This is a genomic window from Parabacteroides goldsteinii (assembly GCF_020091425.1).
Lineage (GTDB): Bacteria > Bacteroidota > Bacteroidia > Bacteroidales > Tannerellaceae > Parabacteroides > Parabacteroides goldsteinii.
In genome coordinates this window covers 2445447-2462263 of the sequence record NZ_CP081906.1, presented here as the reverse complement: position 1 = coordinate 2462263, position 16817 = coordinate 2445447, and the positions used below count along the sequence as shown (strand labels likewise).

The window sequence follows — 16817 nt, the reverse complement described above, 5'->3', positions numbered from 1 at the left end:
GTTAGTTATGGGAAAATTTATCAATCCCTTTACCGACTTCGGTTTTCACCGTATATTCGGTCAGGAAGTGCACAAAGAGTTATTAATTGATTTTCTGAATGAGTTGTTGAAAGGTGAACGTCATATCATTGACATCACTTTTCAGAATCCTATCCTGCAACCGGAAACCATAGAGGACCGGGGAGTGATATTCGACATTCATTGCAGGGATGACAAAGGAGGCTTGTTCGTGGTCGAGATGCAAAACGGGGCCCAACCCTATTTTTACGACCGTGGTATTTATTACTTGTCACGGGCAATCAGTAATCAAGGAGAAAAGGGGAAAGACTGGAAGTTCGGTTTATGTCCGGTATACGGCATATTTCTGTTAAACTATAAGATAGGGATAAACTCCAAGTTCCGCACAGATGTTATACTGGCAGACCGTGATACGGGGCGTATGTTTAGCGACAAGATTCGCCAGGTCTATCTGGAGTTACCCTGGTTTACGAAAGAAGCGGATGATTGTGAAACAGATTTTGAATGTTGGTTATATTTATTAAAGCATATGGATACATTAGAAAGAATGCCTTTTAAGGCACGCAAAGCCGTTTTCGACAAATTGCTTGAAGTGGCGGATGTGGCAAATCTGAGCAAGGATGAACGTATCCTGTATGATGAAGCCCTGAAACGCTATCGGGATTATAAGAATACGATAGACTATGCGGAAGAGAAAGGACTGGAAAAAGGAATCAGAATAGGTGAGGCTAAAGGTAAAGCAGAAGAACAGCGCCTTATTGCAGCCAATTTAAAAAAGCAGGGAATTAATATCGAAACGATAGCCCAATGTACAGGGGTGTCGGTGGAAGAGATAGAAGAATTGTAATTCAATTATATTTATATTATATGGAATCAGCCAAGTATCCGGTCATCCGGATTACTTGGCTGATTTTTATTGGGGGGTATAAAGCTCAATCCATTCTTATTCATTTTATAAGTTCGCCCTATGAACAACCCAGAACCAGTTTCATTTTGTTATATTAGGTAACAAAATGAAACCAGTATGTATAATGTATCAGTAAAAGTAAAAAGGCGTAAGTCGATAGAGGCTGGGAAGCGGATGCCGCTCTATGTGCAGATTATTTATCGCCGCGAGGTCCGGAAGATGGCTTTGCCGTACCAGTTATCCGAAGAAGAGTGGGACGGAGGCAGGGAGGAAATCAATATCCCGGGTGAAAGCACTTCCGAACGGTCAAAAGAATTGTATGCCATTCGTGAGCAGTTTTCCCGCGATTGCCGGACAGTCCGGTCCGTAATCTATTTGAAGGAGAAAAAGGGTTCCTTTACTCCGGATGAAATAGTGGAGGCGTGTAAGGAACGTTTTGCGGTAGCCAACCTGACAAAATATGTGGAGAAACAGATCTGTGTGCTGCAAGGGGAGGGCAAGGATGAAACGGCCAGGCATTACCAGAGTACGCTGAATGCCTTTATGCATTTCCGGGGTGGCTGCGAACTCAGGCTGGACGAGATCGACGCGCCGCTTTTGAAAGAGTTTGAGACCTACCTGTTCAGTTCCGGAGTTTGTGCCAATACCGTTTCTTTCTATCTTCGCGTGCTCCGGGCTATCCGTAACCGGGCGGTAAGGGATAACCTTGTCGAAGCCATCCCGCAGCTTTTCAGTAATGTCCATACCGGTATTGAAAAGACGCGCAAACGTGCGGTTCAGGAAAATGTGATCCTGGGTCTTGTCGCTTTGCAGCTTCTGTCGCCTGCGTTGCAGCTGGCACGCGACCTGTTCCTGTTCTCTTATTATGCCTGTGGAATGGCCTTTGTGGATCTGGCTCAGCTGACGCGGAAGAATATCGTGGGGGATAAGATCGTCTATATCCGGCGCAAGACCGGGCAGGAGTTGCAGATACGTCTGCTACCCGAAATGAGGAGACTGATTGCCCGTTACCAATATGTATCCGGTCCTTTCCTGTTTCCAGTCCTTACGGGTTCCCGCCCGGACTATATCGGTTATCAGAGTGCGCTTCGTGTTCAGAACAAGCGTTTGAAGAAACTGGGAAAGCTGGTCGGGGCCGACCTTTCGACTTATATTGCCCGTCATATCTGGGCCAGCGTTGCCGCACAGAAAGGGATACCGGAAGAACTTATCTCACAGGGTATGGGACATGAGTCTGTTAAAACGACCCGTATCTATATGGCGCTCCTGGATACCTCGCGGGTGGATCGTGCCAATGAAATCGTGATACATAAGAGGAATTGTAAATCAAAGCCTGTTTATAAAGTCGTATTGTGAGGTGTGTTCTGTCTCTTAGGAAGAGACGGTCCGTCGGTGACAGTCAGTGTTAAAACTTTGCAAATGTACTAACTCTTTTTTATACTTGCACCATTTAGTACGGTGTTTTTCCATATGACTAGCCTTAATATTCATGTATTTACTGAATATTGTTACATCTTTTAAGAAAGAAGGCCTGTTGTTCATGCCTCTCTCCGGTCTTTCTATGTCTGTCTTTTTGCTTCTTTTTCTGTTTGTTATCTATTGATTATCTGTTGTTTACTGTTTGTTTTCCTGTTGTATCTCTTTTTTTCGGCAGGGATGCTAAATGATAAAACTTGAAAAACAAGCACTTTTCTACTTTTCCTTTTTTTCATCTTCCCGTTTTGTTTTCCGGATGTTGTCCCTGAGTGTTCTGCTCTTGCAGTATGGCACCATAAAACAGTTTGAAATCCCTGATTCTTGTGCCTTTTGTGTATCCCTGTTCCGTCTCTTCCTAAGAGACAGAATCCCTCTGACGGTTACCAAATCTAGTATTAATATAATGTATAGGGTTCTTTACTTATCGCTGCTGTATACCGGTTGTTTGTTGCTAACGACAAATATGTATGGACAACAAACCGCACTGAAAACGAATCTCCTGTTCTGGGCGACCACCACTCCGAATACCGGTGTGGAGTTCGGGATGGGACGTCAATTCACCATGGATATCTGGGGTGCCTATAACGCCTGGAAGTTTCCGGATGATATGCGTCTGAACCTGTACCTGATACAGCCGGAAGTCCGCTTCTGGCCGTGTCGCAAGTTTGAAGGGCATTTTTTCGGGGTGCACGGTCATTACGGTCATTTCAATGTCGGCATGATTCCGTTTATCTCCGGCCTGAAAGACCATGTGTTGAGAGGTGACCTTTACGGCGGCGGCGTAACCTATGGCTATCACTGGGCGGTCGGTAACCGCTGGGGATTGGAGGCGATGATCGGCGGCGGTTATGTTTCGATGAAATATACCAAATATAAATGTGCCGAATGTGCGGAGGCATCCGGTTCTTACAGCCGTAGCTATTTCGGCCCGACACGTATCGGTTTTTCAGTCATCTATTTTCTGCGCTAAAATAACTTGTCCGATGAAACATACCTTCTTCTATAATATATATGTATGGGCCGTTTGCCTGGTGCTTTTTGCGTTGCCTGCCGGCGCGCAGCATATCCGTGTCGTGCCGCAGCAGGTCTCTGTGCGTAACGACAGCCTGCAACTGCTGCTCGATATGGACCTGGAGGCAGTGAATGTGTCCGCAAGCACAGCCGTTATTTTTACCCCTCAATTGCTTGGACCGTCCAAACAACTTCTTTCTTTGCCCCCTGTCATTATCAGCGGCCGTATCCGTGAGCGTCAGGACCGCCGCGAACGGTACCTGTCTGCCGGCAAAGAATCTTCCGTCCCATATCTCCGCATCCGCGATACCCGGCATACGGGATCAAAGAAAATAACTTACCGGATGTCCGTCCCTTACACCTCGTGGATGCAGCAGGCTTCTTTATTACTCTGCCAGGAGGTGAAAGATTGCTGTGACCTCCAACTGCTGGGAGTGGATACGCTGGTACGTAAACTCAGCTTAAACCATGTGCCGCAACCGATTGGTGAGGCTCCCGTTCCCGTGCCTGACACGGGATCGCAGAAGAAGCGTCCTCTTTCCCGGGCGAATATGACAAAAAATACGAAGGATCGGGCCGTTGCCCCTGCGATCCCGCATCGGGTGCGGGAACAGTCCGTCGATGTGACCGCTTACGAGTCGATGGTATCCTATCTGCATCCTGAAACCGGTCGGTCCGGCAAACGCCATACCGAGAGTGCCGTGCTCTATTTCGATTACCCGATCGGCAAGGACGATATTTATCCTGATTATAAAAACAACCGTGAAGAGATCGATAAGATCGACCGTATCATGGTGCCTTTGCAGGATAACCGCTTTACCTCGGTGGAGCGTATCCGTATCTGCGGCTATTCTTCCCCCGACGGTCCTTACGGCGACAATGAACGGCTGGCAAAAGCGCGTTCGGGGCTTTTTGCCTATTACCTGCGGAATGCATACGGCATTCCCCGCAACCTGGTGGAAGTTTCTTCGGTGGCAGAGGACTGGGAAGGACTGTCCGATCTTATGAGGCAGGAAAAACCTTCGTGGCAGGATGCCGTGCTCCGGGTGATCCGCCGTTACGGCATTTTCAACGGGCGTGAAAAGCAATTGATGGATTTAGAGGGCGGGACGCCCTACAGGGAGATGATGCGCCATTACTTTCCGAAGCTGCGGCGTATAGAGGTTGTCGTTCAATACGATGTCCGCAAAGTGGAGGGCGACGAAGCGGCAGAACTGATCTATACGCATCCCGACCTGCTGAGCCTGGAGGAGATATATGCCGTGGCACGCTATTACCGTCCCGGGACGGAACAATACCGTGAAGTCTACGAGATAGCCGCCTTTCATTTTCCGGATGATGTGGTGGCGAATGTGAATGCGGCCTCGGCTGTCATGCTGACGGGCGACCTTACATCGGGCTGGGATTATCTGCGCAAGGTGGAGGCGGACCCGCGTGCCTGGAACAACCTGGGCGTGCTGACGCTGATGGAAGGCGACCTGTCCGGTGCGGCGGTGTGGTTCCGTAAGGCGGTGGGTGTGGAACCCCGCAAGGCGCGGAAGAATCTGGAGATAGCTGAAAGTTATTTGGAAAGCGATGAATAGGAAACGGTCCCGGACATATTTCAAGCATTTGATTTTTATGATACTGACAGTACTGCAATCAAGCTGCACTTTCGGAGATGAACCCGGCGTTTGTCCCTACAATACCCGCCTGGACTATTGGTATGCAGGCAGCGGTAGCGAGAACCAGCTGCCGGTCTACGTCGATAACCTCCGGCAGTACCTGTTCGACAGCGAGGGTGAACTGCTGGGCGTCGAACCTCTCCGTGGCGACAGTATCCGCGGCTGGCAGGGCAACCTGGCGGCGGGTGAATATACGGTCGTCCTCTGGGGCAACCTGGCGGACGACGGCAGTGACGGCCTGGCTATAGAGCCGGAATCCGGACAGAAGCTGGCCGATATGGAGCTGAGCGCCGTCACATCCGGTGCCCCTGCGGGATACCGGACGAACACCGGTCGGCTGTATTACGGCAACCTGACGTTTCGCGTGGAGGAAGGCCGGAGCTTCCGGCGCCGTGTTTACCTCTCGCATGCCCATGCCTCGCTGCATGTCACGGTGCAATGGATGGCGGATGCGCCGGCGGAAGGCGGTACCTACCGGATGCGGATGAAGGGGATCGCCTCGGAATACGGCTTTGTGAAAGGCTGGGAGAGTGAGGAACAGCCGGGGGGCGGTTCGTATGCGGTTCCATACATCGGCACCTCACGTACCAATCACGAGACACGTGCCTCGATGAATTACGACGGCGAAGTGACGGGCGAGTTCGTCACTTTCCGCTATACCTCGGGCACGCACCAGTTATGGAGCCTGTGGCGTAACGACGAACGTATCGTCGGCGATCTGGACCTGTATCGCTTTTTTGCTAAAAAACCGATGGATATGGACCGTAATATCGAGCAGGAGTTCGAAATCCTGGTCACGGTCTATGCCGATAAGATCATCGTCACGGAAGTAACGGAATCGGATTGGGACGAAGGCGGTGCGATTGGCTAAGGAAAGAGATTTTTAAACATATAGTATTCACTTTAAAAGAGTAGTTATGAAAAAGACGTATTTAATGTTGCTTCTGGCCCTGTCCGGCCTGGGAAGCGGTTGTACAAACGATGACGGCACGACGGAGAGTCCGTCCGGTGCCGGCGGTGAGATCCAGCTGGTGTTCAGCGGGAGCGGTGAGAGCGAGGAATATACGAAGGCCATCGCTTCCAACAGTGAGAATGAGATAAAGAACCTGAAGGTTTATCTTTTTGCCTCGTCGTCGGCAGAAGCGGGTGATGACGAGTATTATTACATGGAAACCTGGTCGAAGACGGAGGCAACCCCTACCGGAAACCAGTTCCTCCTTCAATCGTCGGGCTCTTCGTATAAGGCCTCTATCAAACCCGGAGAGTTGAAAGGCCTTCCGTATCTGACACTGGTCTGTGTGGCGAACCAGGACGACCTTTTTAAAGGTGACGGCAATGCTTTTGGCGGCCTGACCGCCGTAACGGTCGATGCCAACGGTGCGCCCCAGAATGCCGCTGCGGCAACCGACCTGGCCGATTTCAAAGCCGCCTATACGGCCAGTCTGGCAGCGGACGGTATCATCAAAACTCCCCTGGTCATGACGGGAATGGAGAAAACGAAGATCAGCGGGAGCGTCTCTAAAGTCGCCATTACGCTGAAACGTGTCGTTGCCCGTTTCGACATCGACAATACGACGGCGACCTCCCGTTTGACCATCACGCATATCGCTTTGGGACAGGGCCGTCCGAACGCCTCCCTGTTTGGTGCGGCACTGGCGGAGGTAACGCCTCCTGCGGGTGTGATGACCTATGCCGACGTCGAATACAAAGGAGAGAACGCCAACCAGGGAACCCTTGAAAGTGCCCTTTACGTTTATCCGAACCTGGCCACGGATAAGAGCTTTTTGATCATTAAGGGTACCTACAGCAGCCCGTCTACAGGCCAGCCGATAGATGTGACCTATAACATCCCTATCGTCAAAACCCCTGAAGACGCCACCCCTACAGAGCCTGCCAATTACATCGCCATCAACGCCAACAGTCGTTACAAGCTGCACATCACGGACGTGACCGAATCAAACATCTTCTCCACCTTCGAAGTGGAAGACTGGACTTCGGGCGGTGGTGTGATAGTCAAACCGGGTAACGATGCACCTGTATTCGATGTCGCCACCGGATTTACCGCTGCCGACGGAGGCAATATCGCGGATATCCCGGTCGCAGTAACCTATGCCGGGGGAACAACTTCCACCACTGAATTTAAGGTAGTGGATGGAAAATCCTTTAAGACAACCCTCGCTGCCACCGGTAAAATCCGTGCAGAGAAAGCCCCGGCAACCAAAGCCGATGTGGCACCCGATGCGTGGCTGACCTTCGATGCCCCGACTTACGAAGAGAAGGACGGCATATGGTATACGACATTCGTATTCAAATCTACCGACGCAACGGGAAAACAACCTGTAAACGTTACCTTCATCAACGAAGCTGCCTCTTACGATCCCGACCTGTGGACTACCCTGACTTTCTACGGTCCGCTGGCTGCCCCGTCCCTGAAAGAGGTAGTAAACGGACACAGTACCGGAAACGCAGTGGATATCGCAGCATCTACCGCCACGATGTATAAGCTCAATAACAGCCTTATCAAAGTGGAAGCCATGTGTATCGAAGGGGTAACGGTGGAAGTCCCTGCCGGATTTGTTGCAGAAGCAGGTGAAACGAATGGTTATACGACTGTTTATACGGTAAAGATCAATAAAGTATCAGAACTGGTAGGTAACGAACAGAAAATCACGTTCAAGAACAAGGAAGCGGGTGACGTTAAAACCGAATTGACCGTAACCCTGGCCGAACCGGGCATGACCATGGAAGAAGGAACCGATACGAACAATGCCGCTGATGTGACCGACAATACGATCAAGGTCGACCTGGACGTTCTGGCCACCGGAAACTTCACCTTCAAGGTAAATGCCCCGCAAGGCCTTACAGCGGGAAGCCTGGAGTGTCCGTGGCTGACAATCACCGAAAGCCATGCCTGGGCGGATACCGACGGTAACCGTTATGCCGAATATACGGTTGCAGCCAAAGGCGGCACTCCAGCCAACTTCGATGACTTCGACATCCTCTTTACCAATGCCCTGGCGGGAGCAGCCAACCTGACCGTCACGCTGAACAAGGCCGCCAGCAAACCCAAACTGGAAGCCGCCACAGCAGGAACAGCCAGCGACTTCAACGGAACGGTCTCATTCCCTGACGCAAGCACAGCAACAGTCGACATGTATAAAGCTGACGGCAGTAAGGTGTATGTAAAAATGACCTGTGATGAAGCAGCCGCCTTTGCCAGTGTCACCGGTCTGAGTATGACTAAAGAATCTGACGATAATTACGAGGTCAAAGTAACGGATGCCACCCAGTTTACAGCCGGAGCCACAACGGTTATCACCGCTAAAAACAGCAGTGATGAAACCCGTACGGCAACACTGACTATAACCTGGTTGGATCCGGCGATAACATTTGAGAAAACGTTGGATACAGCCAGTGCAGGAACGATAGTGGGTGATGATATTAATGTAAATGGGACAACCTTTAAAGATTCATACGGAACAATCAAAGTAAAAATCAAAGGTTATAAAGGTTCCGTTATTGCTGTCTCGGATGTCAGCAGTACTTGGGCCGGCATTGCGAATCCTCCTTCTGTTATAGCGGAAGATGGTACGGCAGAAATTACGATTTCTGCAGCAACGGCTGTAAATGCAGATGCTACAAATGATATAACAATCACTGTAACGAATGCGATTACCGGCGGAGGTGATAAAACGATTACGTTGAAGAAACAATAAACTGTAAATAACAAAAAAAAGAATCATGAACATAAAATATAAACTATCCAGCATCGCCGCCAGCTTCCTGCTGGCCGCCTGCACCAGTGAAAACACACTGGAACCCCCGACGCCTCCCGACGAAGGCACGGCATCGGCAAACAACACCCGTGAAGTCCTGTTATCCCTTAAAAACAAGCTGAAAGTCAGCCCTGTCGGAACGAAAGCCGGCGATGTGATCGCCACGGTGGAGGAAAACCATATCTACAGTCTCGACGTCTACGTTTTCGGTTCCAAGACGGAGGGAGGCGACTACACCTTCCTGCAACAGTTTTATTACCGTGAAGACGCCCGCCAGATTGTCGACGGCGAATACGCCACCAGCTTCACCCTGAATACGGGAGCCGATAACTCGACCGCCCTGCTGAAAATGCAGAAAGGTCTCTTCGTCAAAGTCTACTGTATTGCCAACAGCACCAAACTGATCGACGCTGCCGGTGCAGAGTTCGCCGGCTTCCAGCCATTGGTACAGACGAAACCCGGCCAGCCGGATAACGTTGTCACTCCCGGTGTGCCTACCGAGACAGCCTTCAAGGCGCTCCATACCGCAGTCCTGAAAGCCGACGAGCCGACCGATATCCTGAAAACCCCGCTGCCTATGACCGGCGCCTACACCACGCCGCTCGACCTGACCGACTTCTCCGTCTCCGCCCGTACGCAACTGGGCTTCAAGCTGACCCGTATGGTCGCCCGTTTCGATGTGGAGAACGATGCGTCGAAATCGAAGTTCACCGTCGAATCGGTGAGTATGGGCAACGGACGTACCGGCGCCACCTATTTCCCGGTGAAGGTCCTGGGAACCGAGCCGGCTGCCGACGGTGACCTGATCACCTATCCGGTCCGCGACTATGTAGCCGACCAGACAACCGCGAGTCCCAAAGGAACAGGTGTTTTCTATTCCTATCCGAGTCCGGTGGGCGACGGCGGTTACCTGATCCTGAGCGGTACTTATGCCGCCAACAAAACCGACAATATCCCGGTCACCTACAGGGTCCCCTTCAAACCCGCAGGCAACGAGACGGGTAACTATATCGAAGTAGCGCATAACCACCGTTACATGGTCAAGATCACCGATGCCGACGAATACCATCTGGACTTCACGCTGAATGTGGCTGACTGGGCGGACGAGGGCACAGTCGACAATTACAAGCCGGATAACGACTTTTCCAAAGATGCGTTGGCCCTGGCCGATGCAGGCAATAGCCCGGAAGTGAAACTGCTCGCGGACGGCAGGGTGATGATGACTACCGAAGCCTCGAAAACACTGGCCTTTACCATCGCATCGAACAATGTGAAGGTGGAGGGCATCACCGAAAAACTGGATTATGCCGGTGGTGACGAATGGCTGGTCGTAGATGGTGAGAGGACGAACACGACGAAAGCCTCCATGCTTACCACATTTACGTATAAGACGGCGGACGGTATCGGCAGCATGAGCAATTTCCGCCCGGTAACCATCCAGCTTACCAATGTAGCCAGCGGCAAGACATTGGATGTAATCGTTGTACCGAAAGACCAGACAGGTCCGGAGATCAGCCTGGTGGAAGAAGAAAGTAACAACAATACCTACAATGCGGCCACCCGGACGGTGACGCTCCTGAATGAGGACGGACAGGCCATCCAGCTGAAAGCGACTGCCGTTGCCATACCGGGCGAATCGCCCGAGACCGGAAGCAGTACTGTTTCGGCGGACAACTGGATTCAGGTATCTCCCGCCAGCTCTGCGGAAGCCGAAGGTGTCTATACGATAACGTTGCCGACGGCAAAGGATAATGCGACGTACACGACTACGCTGACGTTTACCTCTACGGCAACAGGTGCGAAAACAACAGTGAATGTGAAACTAAAAGAAGCCTCCCCATCCATCTGATGAATAAGCGCGATTTAGTAGTATCCCTATCCGAACGCCTCTCCCTGACCCAATCCCAATCCGTTGAGATTGTGAACGCCTGGGAGGGCGTTCTCACGGACGCATTGCAGTCCGGTGAACGGCTCACGCTGCAAGGTTTCGGTACTTTTTTTGCCTGGAGCCAGACCGAGCGGACAGGACGTAATCCCCGAACGGGTGAGACCTGCCGCATCGAAGCGCGTGTCAGTGTGAAGTTCAAGCCCGGCAAATTCCTGCTGGCCGCATTGAACGAGAAAAAGAATGATTGTCAATCAACAAATGAAAATAAAGATGAGACTATTTAATAAGTTATATGGAATCAGCCTGTTTACCCTGCTTCTCTCTGTGGCGTCCTGCACCAGCGAGACGGAGGAACAGCACCGGACGTCTGCTCCGGACCCCTCCGGAAGCGAGGCCCGCCGTGAAGTGATGCTGACGCTTAAAAACAAATTGTCGGTCGTAAAGACCAAGGCCGGTGATGCGATCGCCACAGCCGATGAGAACAAAATCTCGTCGCTCGACATCTACGTCTTCGGCAGTACGACCGAGAATGGAACCTACACCTATCAGGAACGTTTCAGCTATCGCGAAAGCGGTGCGGAGATGCCGTCGGGCAATGATGTGACGCCTCTCGATCTGACGGCAGTCGGTAGCGACGGCAAACAGACGAATGCCCTTTTATCCCTGAAGAAAGGCTTGTTTGTCAAACTCTACTGCATCGCCAACCAAAGCAAGCTGATCGATCCGGCCACTGATACCGTGTTTAATGGCTTTATTCCGCTCGTGCAATCGAATCCGGGACAACCGGGTAACACCGTCACGGAAGGAACTCCGACCGAGTCCGATTTCCTGCTCTTCAAAAGTATCCAACTCGACCCCGCATCGGCAACCGACATACTAAAAACCCCGCTGCCCATGACCGGGGCCTATGCTACGCCGCTCGACCTGACCGATTTCTCAGTCTCGGCACGTTTGCAACTGGGTTTCCGCCTGACCCGTTCGGTGGCGCGTTTCGATATCGTGAATGATGCTGCCACCTCTAAGTTTACGATCCAATCGGTCAGTATGGCGAATGGCCGTCGGGGAGTAAGTTTCTTTCCTTTAAAAGTTACGGGTACTTTGCCGACAGCCGCTGCCGGCGATCTGATCACCTATCCCGCCCGCCCGTTCGATGGAGAGAAAGCAAATGCAGGTAACTGCCTTGGCGCTTTCTATACCTGGCCCAGTCCAATGGGAGATGGTGGTTACCTGATCTTATCGGGGACTTATGCCACTAACCAGACCGAAAATGTCCCGGTCACTTATAAAGTGCCTTTCAAACCCGAAGGAGATGGCAACTATATAGAAGTATCCCAGAATCACCGCTACACGGTCAATATTACTAAAGCCGACGAATATCATCTTGACTTCACGATCAATGTGGAAGACTGGACGGACGAAGGTAATATAGATGATTATGAACCGGGTGGGGAAGCGGGTGGAGAAGGACTCATTGTTGGAACAGCAACAGGAGTAGAATATAATAAAACACAACGTACCATAACAGTCGCTTTGGATGAGATTACTGATTTTAAAATATCCGGCAGTTCAGCCGCAGGATATTTTGTATCCAAATATTATATAGATAATGATAAAGATCATGACTGGTTAAAGATTACCGGACCTGATGGTGTGATAAATACAAAAGCCGAAAACAGTGCAAGTGAATATACAATTTCTCTAAACACAGATTATCATGGTACCGATTTTCCCCTTGCATATCTCCGTTTTACCGACAAAATATCGGCGAAAGAAAGCATTATGATGGTTCAGGCTATATCCGCTCCTAGATTTGATCGGGTTGTAAGTTCTTCAACAGGTGCATCCTATGCTGATGAGGTTATTACTTTTGATGTAAAGAAGGCCGTACAAACTTTTGATATTGAAATGGAAGTCTTTTCCGCAATTGGTTCAAAGGTAGACAATCTACCTGACTGGTTAACGGTTTCACCCGCTACAATTGCAGAGACAAGTGGAAACTACAAATTTACGTTAACCTCTTTGCCGGATCCTTTTCCCAAAGCTGCGTTTGATGAAACAAAATTAGAAATGATCAATTTGTCTGACGAAAGTAAGATAACAGAAATAGCAGTAAAAATGGTTGCCAATAATCCGGAGATCATAACAGCTCAACCCACTATCGCAACTTCATCTGGAAGTTTGTCTTATTACGATGCAGCCAATAAAAAGATGTATTTGTTTAATGATAATTCCACTGTGAAATTGACTGTATTTTCTTTAGGAGGTTGTAAGGTAGTAAATGCACCAAGCTGGATGACTGTAATTCCCGGAACGACAAATAATACAATGGAGATTACATTTAAACAGGCTTCTAGTACTAGTACCGAAAATATTTCTGCAACAATAAAAATACAGAACTTACTGGATGAAACCAAAAGTATATCTCTAACAGTTTATCAGAAACTACAAGGTCTTCGTTTACAGGATTTCTACGGAAGCAATAGTTATAGCTATTTAGAAAACTCTATAACGGCTACAACTCCCAGTGTCGTTTATTTTCCTACTCAAAGAAATTATTTTGAATTTAAAGTACGCTCGCCTTTTGGCATAACGGCATCAGATAATACCAGCTGGATAAATACTCCGTCACAGACTGCGACACAAACACTTTCAAATGGAGATATATTAACGACAGTCAAAGTGACAATGTATAATTATATATCTGCCGATATGTGTAATACAAGACGTAAAACAGGAGTAATAACTCTTACTGCTGCAAAGTCTGCCCAAACAAAAAAAATGAATATAAAAACGGAACATATAACTGTAAATATTCTAGGACATGATGCTCCTCCCTCTTTATTAACAATAGACCCCGGCGATAGATCTACTTGGATGTGGATGTCACAAAATGTAGGAGTGGGAAATGCTGTTGTGAATTATTCGACATGGAAAAGTAAGTGCCCGTCAGGTTGGACATCAATGAATGCGGGTACATTAAGTAGAGCTATGTCCGGACAAACCTTTGGAGCGAATACGGGTGAACATCCTTATAAATCAACTGCAGTTAGGAATTATATGCAAGGGGCAGGTCTTCCTTATCTGGCAATTGATGGGGCAGGGAATTTTATGTATGTATCATATGGAGATAGCTATGTATTGGGTTATACAACAAATGATTTAGCTTTTCGTTGTGTGAGAACTTATAATTCTTCTACAGATAATTAATTTTTTATTCATTAAATTGTTTATTATGGCAAATTACACCAAATTCTGGAAGGTCTGGCTCCGCCTGAACCTCCTGACAAAAGATGTGGATAACGACTACACAGCCGAAGTATCCACCATGAAAAACTCGTTGCGTAACGAAGACATTGCGCAGCGGATAGTAAATGAAGGTTCGGAATACAAGTACGATACCTTGTTATCAATCATTAACCAGCATGACCGCATCATCCGTGAAGCGGTTATGGACGGTTACAGTGTATTAACGAAAACGTGCCAATACACCCCGCGTGTGCTAGGTCCATGGATCGGCTCGAGTGCTAAATTCGACCCGGAGAAACATAAGGTGACGCTCGATATCACGCTCTCTTCTGAAATGCGCGAAGCTTTGAGTCATGTCGGAGTAGAAGTTCTGACGGTGAAGGATAGCGGTGCCAATATCGGCTTAGTTATCAATACGGTCACTGGCCTCTCCAATGATACCATCACTCCCGGTGACGATATCCGTATCGAAGGCGAAAAGATCCGTGTATCCGGTGAAGCCGCAGGTGTCGGTGTCTTCTTCATTGCCAGCGACGGCACGGAACATCCCGTCACCCGCCGCCTGACAACGAACGACCCGAAATGCCTCCTGGCCCGTGTCCCTTCGGACCTGGCAGACGGTCAGTACACCTTACGCATCGTCACCCAGTTCTCCAACAACTCAACCCTGTTGAAAGAACCTCGTACCATCGAGTACGAACGCCCATTAACCGTCGGCAACGGCGGCAGTGGCGGCGGTGACCGTCCCGAAATCGAATAACCTTCCTGCGTTGTGACGCGACGCCGCCTTACGTCGTGCCACAGCGCAACCCTACGTCGCCCCTCGACGCAACGTTACGTCATGCCACGACGCAGCATTGCGTTGCGGGGCGACGCTGTTTTTGTTGTTCACAAACAAATTCAGTTGTCTACAAAACAAATTGTTTGTTTACAAGTAAACAGATTATATTGCATGCACATAATAATCTAACTTAAAATTGAAAGAATATGTCAAAAGGTTATGCAATTGTATTTGGATTAAACCATGTAGATCCTGTTCATTATGATGGATGGGACGGAGCGTTAGGTCAACCGGAAAATGATGCGTCAGTAATTTACCAGATAGCATCGGGTAATGGATTGGAATCAAAAATATTCCAGGGGAACGATGTTACCAGAGACAATGTGATTGGCTCTATCAGGGAGGCTTCCCGGAAACTTGTTGAAGGAGATTTCCTCTTTGTCTATTATTCCGGACATGGTGGTCAGTTACCGGATATGGACGGAGATGAAGAGGATGGGTTGGATGAAACCTGGTGTCTGTATGACGGCGAACTGATCGATGATGAGTTACATCTATTGTGGTCAGAATTTAAAAAAGATGTCCGTATTCTTGTCATTTCGGATAGTTGTCATAGCGGAACGGTAACCAAAGCTGTTGCTGGAGAATCGGAACCAGAGGGTTGTGTAAAGAAGGAAATGCCGGCAGAATATGTAAGGAAAACCTATTTTAAAAACAAGAGTTTTTATGATAATCTGGCTTCTGAGTTGAAAGAGGCGGGTGCTAGTGAAAAAGAGGTACAAGCCGGGGTTTTGCTTATTTCCGGTTGTCGGGATGAACAATCGTCCTATGCTTTTCTTTTTGATGAGAACAGTGCGTTTACTACCGCTTTGTTGAAGGTATTGAGCGAGAAACCTTCTATAAATTATTTATCCTTACATGAAGAAATTACAAATGAACTGGTTAAGAGGTTAAAAGGAAAGCAAACACCTAATTTCTATGAAACAGGACAGCTTGAACCAGCTTTTCTGGAACAAAGTTTTTTAACAATATAATTGAATATACACAAATGGAAAAACTTCAAAAAGCGGAAGATCTTCTTCTATCCCTGAATAACAGGCTGGATCAGCTGGCCGTTATAAGTAAAGCAGATCCGGCTTACCGGCTGGAGCGGGAAGAGATACAGCAGGAAATGAGGGCTCTTTACGAGGAATTGTCAGGAGAGAAGCTGGAAGGGGAGGTACAGGATGCAACTATACAGAATAGTGCGGATATGCAGGATAAAGGCCTCCTGGGCGTTTTAACCGGGACGGTCGATTTAATGAAAAATCTGCTCCGTATATTCCTTTACAATCATTTTGTACGCCGGCTGAAGCGCTTTTGATGGTCGAATGTTCGGAATATGCCTATACAGGATATACCTTCAGCCAAAAGGTGTCTCCCCTTAAAAAGAGAGATTTGCCTGAAAGCCTGAAGATGGCTGACTATGACGAACTGACCGGCCAGTTGCATCTGATGAACGGATTTAAGGTCTGGTTGGGGAAATATGAAAACCGCATCGTTATCGCTTTTGCCGGGACGGAACTGTCGAAGGTGGGGGCTATATTGACGGATGTACATCAGCTTCTGGCGGCCGATACAATGTATTTGTATGCTGTCGGGTTGGTTCGTTTATTTCTGGATACTTATCCGGATCAATCTTTTTATGTGACGGGGCATTCATTAGGAGGGGGACTGGCCCAGTTTGCCGTGACGACCAATATTGCACAGGCTCATGAACGGATAAAAGGAATAGGGTTCAATGCTGCCGGTTTGTCATCGTCTACACTTTCGGGGGTAGCAAATACGAACTTGCAATTGGTTATGGACAGCGTCGTACATTATGTGACGAAAAAAGATCCGGTCTCTGCTTTTGGTGCTTTGGTGGGTTACCGGCAAGTGTTACCGAAAGGTAAAAGTAACGGTCATTCACTGAATGATGTGAGAAGTTGCCTGGCACTTCTTTAATATCGTGAGGGAATGGTTCTATCAAAAATGAAACATATTCTGTCATTTTTGCAAGTCTGAGTAA

At 48.8% G+C, this 16817-nt stretch carries 13 protein-coding genes; all 13 read left to right on the top strand.

What is annotated here, in order from left to right:
• The first annotated feature begins 7 nt into the window (after positions 1 to 7).
• The 13 genes from K6V26_RS11295 (at position 8) to K6V26_RS11235 (ending at position 16753) form a co-directional block, all read left to right on the top strand.
• Entirely contained in the window at positions 8 to 865 is an 858-nt protein-coding gene (locus K6V26_RS11295) for an Rpn family recombination-promoting nuclease/putative transposase (protein ID WP_195439594.1), read from the top strand.
• A gap of 177 nt (positions 866 to 1042) precedes the next feature.
• Positions 1043 to 2281, top strand: a complete 1239-nt coding sequence (locus tag K6V26_RS11290) for a site-specific integrase (RefSeq protein ID WP_224265371.1) — start codon at positions 1043 to 1045, stop codon at positions 2279 to 2281.
• A 583-nt stretch (positions 2282 to 2864) separates the two neighbouring features.
• Positions 2865 to 3371 (top strand): DUF3575 domain-containing protein, encoded by a 507-nt coding sequence (locus K6V26_RS11285; RefSeq protein WP_262905141.1) that lies wholly within the window; start codon positions 2865 to 2867, stop codon positions 3369 to 3371.
• A 13-nt stretch (positions 3372 to 3384) separates the two neighbouring features.
• On the top strand, positions 3385 to 4995 hold the full coding sequence (locus K6V26_RS11280) for a DUF3868 domain-containing protein (protein WP_224263223.1): 1611 nt from the start codon (positions 3385 to 3387) through the stop codon (positions 4993 to 4995).
• Between the two features lie 37 nt (positions 4996 to 5032).
• Positions 5033 to 5947 (top strand): FimB/Mfa2 family fimbrial subunit, encoded by a 915-nt coding sequence (locus K6V26_RS11275; protein WP_224265370.1) that lies wholly within the window; start codon positions 5033 to 5035, stop codon positions 5945 to 5947.
• Between the two features lie 46 nt (positions 5948 to 5993).
• Complete coding sequence (locus tag K6V26_RS11270; protein WP_224263221.1) at positions 5994 to 8792, top strand: hypothetical protein; 2799 nt, start codon at positions 5994 to 5996, stop codon at positions 8790 to 8792.
• A 25-nt stretch (positions 8793 to 8817) separates the two neighbouring features.
• Positions 8818 to 10701, top strand: a complete 1884-nt coding sequence (locus tag K6V26_RS11265; RefSeq protein WP_224263220.1) for a hypothetical protein — start codon at positions 8818 to 8820, stop codon at positions 10699 to 10701.
• Positions 10701 to 11024, top strand: coding sequence for an HU family DNA-binding protein (locus K6V26_RS11260; protein ID WP_007659123.1), 324 nt, complete (start codon positions 10701 to 10703; stop codon positions 11022 to 11024). Before K6V26_RS11265 ends, K6V26_RS11260 begins: the two co-directional genes overlap by 1 nt.
• Entirely contained in the window at positions 11011 to 13947 is a 2937-nt protein-coding gene (locus K6V26_RS11255; RefSeq protein WP_224265369.1) for a fimbrial protein, read from the top strand. The genes K6V26_RS11260 and K6V26_RS11255 overlap by 14 nt, the downstream gene beginning before the upstream one ends.
• A gap of 25 nt (positions 13948 to 13972) precedes the next feature.
• Positions 13973 to 14746: a DNA-binding domain-containing protein gene (locus K6V26_RS11250; RefSeq protein WP_224265368.1), complete on the top strand. Its 774-nt coding sequence runs from the start codon at positions 13973 to 13975 to the stop codon at positions 14744 to 14746.
• 227 nt (positions 14747 to 14973) lie between these two features.
• Positions 14974 to 15801, top strand: coding sequence for a caspase family protein (locus tag K6V26_RS11245; protein WP_195437957.1), 828 nt, complete (start codon positions 14974 to 14976; stop codon positions 15799 to 15801).
• Between the two features lie 14 nt (positions 15802 to 15815).
• Positions 15816 to 16130: a hypothetical protein gene (locus tag K6V26_RS11240; RefSeq protein ID WP_224265367.1), complete on the top strand. Its 315-nt coding sequence runs from the start codon at positions 15816 to 15818 to the stop codon at positions 16128 to 16130.
• The gene (locus K6V26_RS11235) at positions 16130 to 16753 is read left to right on the top strand and encodes a lipase family protein (protein WP_224265366.1); all 624 of its coding nucleotides are present in this window, start codon (positions 16130 to 16132) and stop codon (positions 16751 to 16753) included. The genes K6V26_RS11240 and K6V26_RS11235 overlap by 1 nt, the downstream gene beginning before the upstream one ends.
• The last annotated feature ends 64 nt before the right edge of the window (positions 16754 to 16817 follow it).

Excerpts from the sequence above, each read along its gene's own strand:
- K6V26_RS11245 (WP_195437957.1), top strand. The coding sequence starts at position 14,974 with ATGTCAAAAGGTTATGCAATTGTATTTGGATTAAACCATGTAGATCCT.
- K6V26_RS11265 (WP_224263220.1), top strand. The coding sequence starts at position 8,818 with ATGAACATAAAATATAAACTATCCAGCATCGCCGCCAGCTTCCTGCTG.
- K6V26_RS11240 (WP_224265367.1), top strand. The coding sequence starts at position 15,816 with ATGGAAAAACTTCAAAAAGCGGAAGATCTTCTTCTATCCCTGAATAAC.
- K6V26_RS11255 (WP_224265369.1), top strand. The coding sequence starts at position 11,011 with ATGAGACTATTTAATAAGTTATATGGAATCAGCCTGTTTACCCTGCTT.
- K6V26_RS11280 (WP_224263223.1), top strand. The coding sequence starts at position 3,385 with ATGAAACATACCTTCTTCTATAATATATATGTATGGGCCGTTTGCCTG.
- K6V26_RS11275 (WP_224265370.1), top strand. The coding sequence starts at position 5,033 with ATGATACTGACAGTACTGCAATCAAGCTGCACTTTCGGAGATGAACCC.
- K6V26_RS11235 (WP_224265366.1), top strand. The coding sequence starts at position 16,130 with ATGGTCGAATGTTCGGAATATGCCTATACAGGATATACCTTCAGCCAA.
- K6V26_RS11295 (WP_195439594.1), top strand. The coding sequence starts at position 8 with ATGGGAAAATTTATCAATCCCTTTACCGACTTCGGTTTTCACCGTATA.
- K6V26_RS11250 (WP_224265368.1), top strand. The coding sequence starts at position 13,973 with ATGGCAAATTACACCAAATTCTGGAAGGTCTGGCTCCGCCTGAACCTC.
- K6V26_RS11285 (WP_262905141.1), top strand. The coding sequence starts at position 2,865 with ATGTATGGACAACAAACCGCACTGAAAACGAATCTCCTGTTCTGGGCG.
- K6V26_RS11290 (WP_224265371.1), top strand. The coding sequence starts at position 1,043 with ATGTATAATGTATCAGTAAAAGTAAAAAGGCGTAAGTCGATAGAGGCT.
- K6V26_RS11270 (WP_224263221.1), top strand. The coding sequence starts at position 5,994 with ATGAAAAAGACGTATTTAATGTTGCTTCTGGCCCTGTCCGGCCTGGGA.
- K6V26_RS11260 (WP_007659123.1), top strand. The coding sequence starts at position 10,701 with ATGAATAAGCGCGATTTAGTAGTATCCCTATCCGAACGCCTCTCCCTG.